Annotated in this window: 10 protein-coding genes and 1 pseudogene; 6 read left to right on the top strand and 5 right to left on the bottom strand. The window is 40.8% G+C overall.

What is annotated here, in order from left to right; all coding sequences use genetic code 11:
• Nucleotides 1-3 precede the first annotated feature (3 nt).
• The 5 genes and pseudogenes from BZK42_RS15770 to BZK42_RS15750 all read left to right on the top strand — a co-directional run.
• Complete coding sequence (locus BZK42_RS15770) at nt 4-750, top strand: winged helix-turn-helix domain-containing protein (RefSeq protein ID WP_158083361.1); 747 nt, start codon at nt 4-6, stop codon at nt 748-750.
• A complete protein-coding gene (locus BZK42_RS15765; RefSeq protein WP_053389974.1) occupies nt 734-1,210 on the top strand; it encodes a FidL-like protein in 477 nt (158 codons plus the stop codon). Before BZK42_RS15770 ends, BZK42_RS15765 begins: the two co-directional genes overlap by 17 nt.
• Before the next feature lie 173 nt (nt 1,211-1,383).
• Nucleotides 1,384-1,776 (top strand): FaeA/PapI family transcriptional regulator, encoded by a 393-nt coding sequence (locus BZK42_RS15760; RefSeq protein ID WP_158083360.1) that lies wholly within the window; start codon nt 1,384-1,386, stop codon nt 1,774-1,776.
• Between the two features lie 846 nt (nt 1,777-2,622).
• Nucleotides 2,623-4,776 (top strand): C10 family peptidase, encoded by a 2,154-nt coding sequence (locus BZK42_RS15755; protein WP_080859472.1) that lies wholly within the window; start codon nt 2,623-2,625, stop codon nt 4,774-4,776.
• 374 nt (nt 4,777-5,150) lie between these two features.
• Nucleotides 5,151-5,533 (top strand): annotated as a pseudogene (locus BZK42_RS15750) (transposase); the annotation flags it as partial.
• 238 nt (nt 5,534-5,771) lie between these two features.
• On the opposite strand, the gene BZK42_RS15745 reads toward BZK42_RS15750, so the two are convergent.
• The 5 genes from BZK42_RS15745 to BZK42_RS15725 form a co-directional block, all read right to left on the bottom strand.
• Nucleotides 5,772-6,710, bottom strand: a complete 939-nt coding sequence (locus BZK42_RS15745) for a hypothetical protein (protein WP_141244122.1) — start codon at nt 6,708-6,710, stop codon at nt 5,772-5,774.
• A 254-nt stretch (nt 6,711-6,964) separates the two neighbouring features.
• Complete coding sequence (locus BZK42_RS15740; protein ID WP_072058784.1) at nt 6,965-7,228, bottom strand: FaeA/PapI family transcriptional regulator; 264 nt, start codon at nt 7,226-7,228, stop codon at nt 6,965-6,967.
• 946 nt (nt 7,229-8,174) lie between these two features.
• Nucleotides 8,175-9,322, bottom strand: a protein-coding gene (locus BZK42_RS15735) for an IS3 family transposase (protein WP_095716019.1) whose coding sequence is annotated in 2 segments (ribosomal slippage) — nt 8,175-9,085 and nt 9,085-9,322 — 1,149 coding nt in all. Because the reading frame shifts where the segments join, the coding sequence is not laid out codon by codon here.
• 161 nt (nt 9,323-9,483) lie between these two features.
• Nucleotides 9,484-9,951 (bottom strand): DUF6392 family protein, encoded by a 468-nt coding sequence (locus BZK42_RS15730; RefSeq protein ID WP_047358704.1) that lies wholly within the window; start codon nt 9,949-9,951, stop codon nt 9,484-9,486.
• Entirely contained in the window at nt 9,951-11,729 is a 1,779-nt protein-coding gene (locus BZK42_RS15725; RefSeq protein ID WP_080859468.1) for an S-type pyocin domain-containing protein, read from the bottom strand. The genes BZK42_RS15730 and BZK42_RS15725 overlap by 1 nt, the downstream gene beginning before the upstream one ends.
• A gap of 543 nt (nt 11,730-12,272) precedes the next feature.
• Here BZK42_RS15725 and BZK42_RS15715 point away from each other — a divergent pair.
• The coding region (locus tag BZK42_RS15715; RefSeq protein ID WP_143329702.1) for a ParA family protein at nt 12,273-12,909 on the top strand (637 nt) is incomplete at its 3' end.

The following is a 12,909-nucleotide window of genomic DNA, read 5'->3' as shown; positions in this document are numbered from 1 at the left end:
AAAATGAAATTTTTGATTAACAATTCTATAGTTTACAATTCTGATGATGGTTCTTTAGTTAACAAAAATAGTGCGGACGATATTATTGTTTTACCACATATGGCTGCACGTGTTCTTACATGCTTGTTAATCAACGCAGGGAAGGTTGTCCCCAGAGAAGCGATTTTTGATTATGTATGGTCTGGAAATGAGATGCTTGCATCAAATAACAGTCTTACTCAATATGTTTCTTTTATAAGAAAAACGCTTACAGACTTGGAATGTCAAGAGGAGTTAATTAAGACAATACCACGCGTTGGTTTTTATTTATCTGGCGATAATGTTAGTAATTATAAAGATGGTGGTTTTAGTTTGCTCAAGGATGTTTTTTTTCGTAAATATCTTTTTGCAATTCTAAGTTTTATGATTTTGCTTATGGTTTTATTATATCAGATTTTTTTCCTTAAAGACCGATTAACAAACAAGGAGCTCTTTTATTTTGGTAAAATAGATTCTTGTAAAATTTACACGCTTAAAAAGGTAAGCGAGCATGATTTTGCATCAATTCGCTCCAGGATTGAGAAGATGGTTGAAAATGAAAATTTCAACATAGCCTGTACTAAGGGTTTCTCGTATGTGTATCAATCTGATGAACGTATTTCACTAGAGGGTAAGGGGCGGGAATTTATTAGTCGTTGCAATATTTCTGGTGAGAAAGATAATATTATTTCAGCTTGCAATGGAGTGTATATCAATGCGCGCAATTATTAAGTTAACCATACTTATATCTTTCATTGTGATTATTCTGGCTAATATATATTATTACTTTGATGTGTCCAGGCGAGAAATGATTAATTGTGAGTCACCCGTACTGATCCCCATGCCAAAAAAAGGATTTCAATACAGCGGTATAATCGGTATGACTTTTAATCCCAACGGGACTGGAATGGCTTCTTTTTCTGGTGAACTCACAGAGTTAGATACTAATACTACATTTGATGTACTGAGGATTATATATTTCGATTACTCGATTGAATACTATAGCTATTTCACATTATCAAATTTCGTTATCAAGAAAAATGTTAATGATTCAACTGATGATCAGATGTTCAATCGACTAATGTTTGATTTAAGTACAGCTGGTCGTCGAATTCGAGTTGAAAGATTGAAGGACACCGCTTTCCTTATCGAAAATACATTTAATCCGATTTTCATTTGCATTGAAAGATGATTAATAATCGGTGTAAAAATTAGAACGCTCAAAAGATTTTTATTCTGTAAATTATTTAAAAAACGGAATTTTAACCTATATTTATATGCTATTTTAACTAAATATGCCGTTTTAATGGGTTTTGAGGATATCATTTGCAACAATTCTGAATGACTCCGAGGTTGGCTTTTCTTATGAGCAGTAATGTGGTAAATGATAATGTTTATTATTTGTTGTTGGGTGAAACGGAAAGAAATATAATTGGAAAAAGTCTTTCTGAAAAAGATGCAAAAGAAGAATTAAGTGGTGATTCATCTATTAAAACAGATGTTGCTTTAAGAAAAATTGGGAAGCTTAATGAAACAATGCGTCTTGCTAAAGGGCGTAAAGGATACGCTAACTTGAGTCTTATATATCAAGCGCTTAGTACCACCTCTGAAGCAGGATTGACAACGAGACAGATAGCAGATATTTGTGGATTATCTATTTACGTTACCCGAAATTGGTTAACAAAGCTGAATGAGGCTGGGGTAATATGTTGTCATCTTTTTGATGGAAAATCTTTAGGTTGGACTATTGATTTGTAATACTTGCGTTCTATTTGAGATGCAAGACTTTTAAACAAATTTTAAAAAAAAGTATTGTCAGTGGTAGTAATCTCTGGCTTCTGTTTCCCTATGTTTATAGATATAGCTGTCAATTAGCATTATAGGTATCTATGTTGACCTACGATTCAGTGCTGGATGTGGACGATACTCATTCAATTGTCACGGATATAGGTGTATGTCATTCAGACGATTTTTCAAAGTAAAATATGCCACTCATTAGTAACCTGCTACAGTTCTTTTGGGATTTGTAGGGGGGCGGCCTGAGTATTTGACTGTGCGTTGTTAGCAGACAATTCCGGCTATACTTATTTATCCTGGTGTAGATATTCTGAGATGCGATATAAATATGTGATGCTGCTCTGATGAACAGGATGACCTCATTCAACTATTCGTTTTAACGTTGTAACTTAAAATTGTTGTGTTAACGTTTACAGTTTATGGTCATTATCTTTTTTAACTATTTTAAATCACTCTAATGTGTCCGTTAAATCTGTGTCGATTCAGTTGCATTAAGTATCATTAGTGTTTCATCTTGTATGTATATCTTTCATTGAATTTTAAATCTATATTTTTGATGTGTTCAACTAAATGTTTCTCCTTAAGGCATTTGGTTGTATTGTCTTTGCGACGAAACTTTATCTTTTCTCTATTAATTAAAGAGGGTTTTTTTACCGGTGTATGGTCCAGAATGGGAGGGCAATACTGATTTTAGAATATAAAGTCAAAATGATATTCATTGTAGGTCTATGGTTTTTATTATTTGCTGTCAGAAATTTAAATAATCTATAAAGTGTTAATTAATTGTTTTGAAATTGAGGATGGAAAATGAAACGCGCAAGTGTGAAAGAAAGAGAGTATCTTATAGGACCATTAACAACAAGTCAATGGATTCAATCGGCACCGTATAATAACTTTGTAAAACCGTACTTAGTTGGTTGTACTGCTCTGGCTATTGCTCAATTAATGAGAGCTAATTCCTATCCAGCTAAAGGTAAGGGGATGATTAATGGTATTATGGCAGAAGATCCAAAAATTAATATCGATGGATATGTGTATCGTTGGGATTTAATGGATGATAAGGCTCTATCAGAAGAAGCACGAGATGCAATATCAACTATGATTGGACATGTTGCATGTGCAATCAACACGCGCTTTGGTTTATCATCTAGCTCTCAACTGGATTTTTTAGAAGAGATAAGTGCGCTTGTCGATAACTTTAGCTATGAAGATGACATATCATATATCTCATACAAAGAGACGAATAACTTTACCGATTATATTCAACAATCAACTATAAACGATGCCGTTATAGAAAACCTGCAAATGGGATTCCCTGTTTTGGTTGATATTCCAGGGCATTCAACTGTATGTGATGGTTACATGGGGGATGGTGTTTTTTCTTTTAATTATGGCTGGGGGGGGGGCAGTAGCTATTACTATAACTTAACTAATGATATGCAGGGTTGTAAACCAGTGTGTATTATATTTGGCATTAGGCCATCATCTGAACCGTTGTTGGTAGCAGAAAAATTATTAGTAACTAATAATGTTTTAACCCAGCTATCTTCGAGTTCTGTTGAGGTCGTTATAAAAAATATTACAGATACTAGTTTTGAGGGACATTTGAACTTAGTTTCCTGTGATAAAAATAATTTTAAAAGAAATGTTATAAGCAAAAATGTTAATATTTCCCTCGCATCAGGTGAGGAGTCTAGTTTAATAATTCCTATTGAAATGCCGATTGATATATCTTTTGGCGAAAGATATGTGGAAGTAATGTATCTTAGCAAAGATGGTATGATGCAAAAGCTTAAGGATAGTAGCAATAATATCTTAAAAGAAAAGGTTACGATTAATCGGCATGTATGTGAGACATTACATTTAGTAAATGATGTAGTGATTCCCACTACTATTCCTTATGGAAGTCAAATAGAAGTAGAAATAAAAATACATAGTGAGATTGATGAGGAAAAAGAATTTTTCCTATTGCTTACTGATATCAATACTAACATTATTAAAACTCTAGGTAGTACTATTGTACGTTTAGATAATGGTGAAAACTCACCATTTGTAATTAAAGGCGACTTCAATGAAATATCTGTAGAACAAAATTATAGAGTTATTATTGCTACAAAAAGTGAAGAAGTGTTCCCCGTTTTCGAGAAGTTAGATTTATTTGAATCTGATGTTTATATTTTATCAGAAGAAAATTATAGTGAATTTTTTTCCTTATCAAAGAATATACCGCTACCAGATGTTTTATATTCAGGTGCAACTTACCCACCATCTGAGGTTGTTATTCAACCTATAGTTTTTGAAGGTAATAAGCTTTACGATTTTTACATTGAATATTTGGATGTAAACGGACGTATTATCAGGAGTAATAAAAAAAGTTATGGGGTTACAGAACTGGGGGAAATTAAGATTGACCTTAATATAAACCCTGGTCAACTCAATGTTGATCAGTCACACCCTGTTGCAGAATATTCAATACGGTTGACGCATAGTGATTTCGACGATAATGAGAATCGATATATTGTTAAGCCTGAAGATATTTCCGTTAGTAATCCAGCACTAGTCAATATATTTTACCGGAATCCTTATGATTTTATGTTCCTGACTAAAAGTATTGAAGTGAGTAAGAATGAATTCAATCATTTAGAACAGTTTGATGTTACATTTTCATCGCAATATATGATTGAATATTCGCATCTTCCAAGTGTGGAAATTGTAACGTTCAATGTTAAATTAAAAGATGAGGATTTTAATGAGTACTTAATAGGGTCTGAAAAAGGACTTATCTATTTAAATGAAAGTTTTTCCAACACCATCAGTTCGAAGGTTAGTGAACATATTCCAAGTGGTAAATATACACTCTATGTCCAGATCGTATGTGATCATTATAATGACCCATTGCCAGAGAAAGTGTATGGATACACGAATGAGGTCTTAGATGGGATAAGTATTACTATTATTTAGCTAGCTCTTTTATGTTGGTATAATAAATGTAGCGCGCTCGTGTTAATTCTGACACATTCGGGCTTTAAGTCATCAGCCTGTACTCTTCCTGTGTCAGGTTATTCAGCAATTCATGGGGGCGCTTGTTCTGCCCCCTTTTTTAGATACAACCATCATCAAGTAATACCTGTTATTACATGTCATAATTCTGTTTCATCTGCCTATTGCAAATGCAGCCTGGGATTTAGGTACAGGAACAACTCTCATTTCGTCACTCTTGTAGACCGGTAATCACTGTGAGTTCAACGGGCCGATGTGTAAGTATCCCGCATAATCGTGCCATTCACATTTAGAGATCCTCCGGCATAATCAATCTGCCAACAAAGTAGATTGCTATGCGTAAAGCCCGTTTTACTGAGCATCAGATCATTGCCGTGATTAAGTCGGTTGAAGCCGGACGAACTGTTAAGGATGTCTGCCGGGAGGCCGGTATCTCTGAAGCCACTTACTACAAATGGAAGTCCAGATACGGCGGCCTGGAGGCTTCTGATATTAAAAAGATAAAGGATCTTGAGGATGAGAACCGGCGTCTCAAACAGATATTTGCCGACCTCAGTCTGGAATGCCGCGCGTTGAAAGACGTCATCGAAAATAAGTTTTAAAACCAGCTATAAAGTGCAAGCCCGTCAGCTATCTGACGGTGCAATTTGGCATGAGCTTACGTCAGACATGCAGGACTTTATCGCTGAGCAGGACAGTGTGTTTTTATCAGCCCGATATCCGCTGAAGGTGCGGATGGATAATGGGCCAGAACTGGTGTCGCTGCACCGGCGCAGTGGGCGGAAGAATACAGGCTGATGGCCAAAAACACGGAAATCTCAAGAAGTGCGTGGAACTAAAACGGGTGTGTTTACAGTATGGCGATGTTAAATTCCATTCCTGCTGCCGAACCAAAAAAGCATTCATTTGGGAAAGTGAATGCTTTTGAAATATTATGCTTAATACAATGAATGATATTACTCTATCGTTATTATCATTACAGCGTTTGCTGTAAATGCGTCGGCAGGAATATCCTCAGGTTTCATGTTTGGGTCTCGTACTATCTGAAATTCAATGTTACGCTCATTATTCCCAGTCATAAATGTCTCATTAATAATATCCGTGGTACTTGCCGCTTTACCATTATAAAATAAAGCGATACCCAGGCCTGAGCGAGATGACTGAATCACTTGATTACCTCCAACTGACAGGGGAGTAAACTTAAATTGTGTGCTAGACGTTACACTTGCTTCTTCGCCATTACATAGAATTATTAGCTGTTTTTTAATATTCCCGACAGCCCCGAGCATGGGGTTTGATGTAATATCAGTTCGCTCAACATCACCCATGCTAACATTTAAATCACTATTATTGTAATTTATGTAACATATTGAAGGTTCCTCGGGCAGCAGGGTAGCATCTTGGCATGTTCTGTTTGCGGAAGTGCTCCACTGTTTGCCTTGTTCATCTTGAAAAGTAAAGCATACAGTACCGGCCTGAGATTGTGAGGGCCCTGCCCCTCCCCCAAAGTCAGGATTTTGCGAAGAAATACCTTTGCTTGTATTCAATTCAACTTCTTTAGAACTTACATAATGGCTAATTGCATTTTGCAAATTGCAGATTGCATTTCCCGGGCAAAAGTGAGTAACCATTCTCCATTTGCCAGTAAATGGAACATAGGATTCAAAACCATCATACATGTTCGCCTGTGCATCATTGCGTCCAGACCATGTTGTAGCTCCACCAAAATAGCTATTTTGTGTGTTCGGCTTACATACAGTATTGTAGCTCGTAACGTCGATTGAACCACTCGGGCACCTGTCAGGTAAAGGCATACCCATAATCACTGCCTTTGAGTTAGATGCGAGAAGAAACACACAACATAAAATTATCATTATTGATACTACTATTTTCATAACTTATACCCATTTAGTACATGAATAACATTTATTCTGACATTACATCCGACTTTGAGCTATATATACTTTCAAGCATAAGACACATACATTAGTAATATAGCTAATATCTATATCAAATTTAAAATATATCATTGGTGTTATATATTGAGTTGATGGAAAATAATTAATTAGAACTGGATTGAAAATGTTAGAACGCATACCTTTCTCATGAAAGGTACGAACTACTATCGCAATTGATATAGAAAAGAGCATTACAAATCAATAGACCAATATAAAGATTTTCCATCAAAAAGATGACAACATATCAACCCAGCCTGATTTAGCTTTGTTAACCAGTTCCGGGTAACGTAAATGGATAGTCCACAATTATCTGCTATCTGTCTTGTTGTCAATCCTGCTTCAGAAGATGTGCTGAGCGTTTGATATATGGTACTCAAGTTAGTAAGTCCTTTACGACCTTTAGCAAGGTGCATTGTTTCATTAAGATTTTCAATGTTATTTAAAGAAACATCCATTTCATTGTTTTCACTTCTAAACTAATTTCGTTTTCACTTCTAAACTAATTTCGCTTTTTGCATCTTTTTTAGTAAACTTTTTTTATTATATTCATTCCGAATTACGTTTCACCAGGCACCAGATAATCAGCATTCATGCTCATAAGGAAAAAACTCTTAAGTAATTCAGGATTGATACAAACGATATCCTTAAAAGGTTATCGATTAATACATTTAGTTGGGTTGTGATGTAAATATAGGTTTATGTTCCAATATTTATTTGTTTTTAAGCATGAAGTTCTGTTCATGCTCAGGTTCCTATACTGCCAGTTCATCACCTTTCGGTGCAAATGAAATCGGATTAAATGTATTTTCGATAAGGAAAGCGTTGTCCTTCACCCTTTCAACTCGAATTCGACGATCGGATGCGTTCAAATCAAACATCAGTCGATTAAACATCTGATCATCAGACGAATCGTTAACATTTTTCTTAATAACAAAATTTGATAATGTGAAATAACTATATTACTCAATCAAATAATTGAAATGGATTATTCTCAGCACATCAAATGTAGTATTAGTATCCAACTCTGTGAGTTCACCAGAAAAAGAACCCATTCCACTCCCGTTGGGATTGAAATTCATACCGATTATACCGCTGTATTGAAATCCTTTTTGGTGTGTGGATTAGCACGGATGACTCACTATTAATCATTTCTTGTCTTAGTATATCAAGGTTATAAAATAAATTAGCCAAAATAATCACTATGAAAAATATATAAGTGATGCATTTGATAATTACTCTAATTAATATGAATTCTATTGCAGGCTGAAATAAAATTATTTTGGGGGGCGGAAATAATGCAGCGACCAATAAATTTCTGCCCCCTTCCTCTAATGCAATACGTTCATCCGACTGATATACATACAAGAAACCCGGAATACAGGATGAATCGCCACGGATAATCTAGACACTTCCGAGCCGTTGATAATATTGCTTTTCATATTCCGTCGGTGGCATCTGAACACTCGAACCATGCCGACGCTTACTGTTATAAAACATTTCGATGTAATCAAAAATATCGCTGCGTGCTTCTTCCCGTGTTCCGTAGATCTTTTTCTTTATCCGTTCACGCTTCAGTAGCTGGAAAAAGCTTTCTGCAACTGCGTTGTCGTGACAGTTACCACGACGGCTCATACTGCCCTCCAGACCGTGTGATTTCAGGAACGACTGCCACTCATGGCTTGTGTACTGACTACCTTGGTCAGAATGAACCAGCACCTGTTTTTGGGGATTACGTCGCCACACGACCATCAAAAGCGCATTCAGAACAATATCTTTTGTCATCCGGGGTTGCATTGACCAGCCGATAACTTTGCGCGAGAACAGGTCAACAACTACGGCCAGATACAGCCAGCCTTCGTGGGTTCGGATGTAAGTTATGTCCGTTACCCAACGTTCATCCGGAGCTTCCGGGTTGAACTGTCGCTGGAGCCTGTTGGGTGTCACGATACTGACTTCACCTTTATGCGCTTGTGGGCTTCGATATCCGACCTGAGCCTTTATCCCGGCACACTTCATCAGCCGCCAGACCCGGTTAATCCCACATTGTTGCCCGCTATCTCGCAGGTCGAGATGGATTTTTCGATAGCCATAAACGCAACCGGACTCCAGCCAGAACTGTTTGATTTGTCCTGTCAGTCTGAGATCCGCCTGAAACCGTAGTGAATGCGGCTGCTGAAGCCAGGTGTAAAACCCACTCGGATGAACATTCAGAATCCGGCAGAGTAGACGAACGGGCCAACAACAGGAGTTGTCACGGATAAAGGCGTACCTCAGTCGGACAGCTTTGCGAAGTACGCCGCGGCTTTTTTTAATATGTCCCGTTCATCAGTAACCCGCTTCAGCTCCTTCTGGAGTCGGCGGATCTCAACCTGAGCATCTGACTGCTCTCTGTTGGTGGAAGAGTCCGGCCCGTATTTCTTTATCCAGGCATAAAGACTGTGGGTAGTGATATCGAGACGTGTTGCGACACTGGAAACAGAATGTCCACGATCAACAACCTGTTTGACTGCTTCAATTTTAAACTCTTCAGGATAACGCTTACTGCTCATGTGCACCTCTCTATAAGCCATTTTAAATGACTCCGAGGTGTCTGTTAAACCTGTGGCGATTCAGATTCTGTCATGCATGATTCAGCTTTCTGTGATGACCTTAACGTTTCTTTTCCTGGGTGAGGCTGGAAACGGCACCCCGAAAGGTGCTGTTATGACCATTACCAGCGGAGCTCAGATGTTGCTATGAATGCCACCTCTTTGACTCGCTCCTGCAAGTCGTAATCGACTTGCATACTGATCGGAATATGAAAATCCGTTACTGTGAACAAATCTGTGTAGCCAATCTCTTGGCGTAACCGTTTCCGGGGAGGCAAGAATCTGTCAGGAGGTCCGAATTGTGAATGCACCCAAGATCGCACCATCTCAGGTTGTAGTGGGGATGGCAGCTCATTAGGAAATTTATAGTTCGTTTTCTTCTCATTCTGTAAAAAAAGCTCAATTGAAAAAAGCGTTGTACCTTCTCGCTTAAAGGCTAAGTAAATTCCTTCATTCATCATGCTTAACGTTAGATCAGGATCTCCCGGGTAGCCTGTCGGCTTGGTCTTGTAGGGAATCAATCCGGCATCAAAAATTTCCTGATATGGCTTACCTAAGTAGCGAATCAATGCTTCGACATTAACGGTCATTAGTATAATCCCTGTTCCTGATTTAATTGATGCATCTTAGCTTTTGCTTCATCGATTTGGCTATCTGTTACGCCACGCTGTTTAAGCTCAGTGCGTATGGTCTCAATGTCGCGTTCTACAGCCGCTCGCAAATCTCTGGAGTCTTGCTGTATTTGCGTAGGACTATTTCTGCCGCCATAAGTGGCACTAAGTTTTTGGTGAATATCAGCAGGAATGATGATAGACGCAACGTCTTTCGCCATACGGTCAATTTCGGCAGGTTTTGCGTCTGGGAATTCACGTCGTAAGTAGGCCCGTACTGCTGCGGCTGAGGGCATGTGATCAGCATGAGTACCGTTTCGTGCTCTACCTGTGAAGTTGCTATATAAGTCAACTTCCAGCAGTTCCACTGGAGGCTTGCTGAGATAGATGTAAATCGGCGGATGGACGTTGCCCGGAAACACCAGAATATAGTCCCGGAAGTCCTTTTCCTCTGGCGGTGGCGTGGTGGTGATGGTCACGCTCTGAATGTCAGGGTGCTCAAGCCCCGGAATTGCTACCGTTCCTGCCTGTGGGCTTTGGTTCCCGGTGTTCCACCCACTGGCATCTGTGTTGCCCGGAGCATCGGCTGGTGTCCATGTTATTTGTACCTTTCCGACCAGTCCATCACCCCAAAAGCGGTATTTCCCGTCAAATCGCTTTTCCATTAGCCTGACTTTCACCTGATCACGCCCACTTTCCGGGCTGGTGTGATAGCCCACGGCTTTCAGCCGCCCGGTTTCCGGGTCTTCCACCCAGTTATAGCGTACCCGTGTTGGTACCGTACCGCCGCTTTGGGCTACCGCGAGCAGTTTCTCCGCTGTCAGCAGGTCAGACTTTTCGCCTTTCAGCATTGAGTGCAGTACTGCCCCCATGACCACGAACGGTAAATTCAGTTCAAACCGGTTTTCCCATACCGCTGGCCCGGACAGGTGTTTCATCTGGTACATTAATGCCTTAGCTGCGTCCTGATTCGCTTTTGCTGTAGCCCCTCCTGCCGTTGCTGCCATTCCGGCTTCGGCTGAACCGCCCATAACAACAGGTGGCGGGGGAAGTGGCATTGCTTCCGCTTCACCAAAGAAGAATCCCGTTACTTTATCAAACAGGGATTTTTTCCTCTCCGGCACGGCATCAATCAGCCCGGAGGTGGTCTTTGTCTTCTTCGCCGCCTGAGCGTGCTGTTCTGGCTCATTGCTGGTTGCCGTTGAGGATGACTCTGGGGGCGGAGAAGCAGGCAGTGACTGGTAAATGCTCATCGCAGCAAAGTTTGCCTGTGGCTCATCCTCGGTTCCGGCATCGGTACATCCGGCCCCACGCAGGCAAGATTTGGCAAAAACTGGTACAGGGGCCAGTTTCACGCTGTCAGACCCTTCCCCCTGTGCTCCGCTCCCGACCAGTGCAGCAGAAGCCTCAGCCTGTTTAGCTTCCCGTTCCCGCTCGGCCACGCGACCGGCATTACAATCACTTTCATAATAGTGTGAAAATACTGTCGGAACGAACCGGGCCCGGCAGGGGCAGGAGCTGTAACTATCCAGCGAACCCGCCCACTCTTTCAGGACACCGCCTACTTCGTAGGTGTCTCCCATGCCGCCACAGACGCGGAAAAGCCCCTCATGCTTCCCGCAAGTCACCGGGTCTCCCTCCCGGACCTGCTGCCGTACAATGCCGCCGATTTCATAATCGGTGTCAGACGCACCGGAAAGAATTCGCCCCCCGCATCTGGTTTTATCCAGATGATACAGAAAGTATCCCGTAGCCATAATCCCTTATTAATCATATTGATATCGCAGGCATAATACCCAAAAGATGACTAAAGCTAAATCAATTGGGGTGAAAAGCGTTCAGTGTGATATAGAGGGATTGTTGGAAAAGGTTGGGCATTAGGCTCAAGGTTTGTGGTTCTCGCTTTACTTCAGACCGGACAAAGACCGGGTACAGACTTGTTTCAATGAATTCATTAGCCATGACGCATGATGGAAATAGTGTCTATTGGGAATTTGAATTCTGACAGATGGGCCTACAGCAACCAGAGGGATTGGTGGCTACTTAAGAGAAATGTTCATGTTGGATGGCAGATGCTGGGGGGTAACATCTGCCGCCAGCGCGACCTGAAATCTACCGGAATCCCAGAAAGCAAAAAACCAGCCCTAAGGCTGGTTTTTCTAAATAGTGGTGCCCGGACTCGGAATCGAACCAAGGACACGGGGATTTTCAATCCCATCACCGAAAATGCCGACAATTTAACCGGATTTTAACATTCGTGTTTCAAGTTTGTAATTCCTGAATTACGTTCAGGATACAAAATGCGTAATGAACAAACTTCGGTCTCTTCCGGGCAGGTTGAGCAGGTAGTTGCTGCTTCTGTTCAGAATATAACCTCATCTGGCAGTTTACCATTTTCGCTGACAAAATTCGCGACACAAATTCTTTCCATCATTTCCACCAAGGGTGGGGAAGGCAAATCCACCCAGGGTGCCTATCTTGCCGGTTTCACCGCCGATGCAGGCCTGAAAACCCTTCTGATTGACGGCGACTACTCCCAGCCGACGTCCTGCAGTATCTACCACCTGGATTATGAGGCCCCCTGTGGTCTCTATGAACTGCTGACGCAGACGGTCGACCTGAGTAATCCTGATAATATTCTTTCCCGCACCTGTATTCCGAATCTGGATGTGATTGTCTCCAATGACCCGGATGAGCGTCTGCCGGGAGAGATACTGCACATCGCGGACGGCAGGATGCGCCTGCGAAATGTACTGCAACACTCTTTGTTCCGGCAGTATGACATCATCATCATTGACTCAAAAGGCGCGGCCGGGGTGATGACCGAAATTGTTGTTCTGGCCGCCAGCAGTGTGGTCGGGGTGATAAAGCCCATTCTGCCCGATGTCCGGGAGTTTCTGCGCGGAACGGTCAGGCTGGTGAACCGCCTGCTTCCCC

It is taken from the genome of Citrobacter braakii, assembly GCF_002075345.1.
GTDB classification, from domain to species: Bacteria; Pseudomonadota; Gammaproteobacteria; order Enterobacterales; family Enterobacteriaceae; genus Citrobacter; species Citrobacter braakii.
The sequence above is the reverse complement of the archived record's forward strand: the minus strand, read 5'-3'. Positions and strand labels throughout refer to the sequence as shown.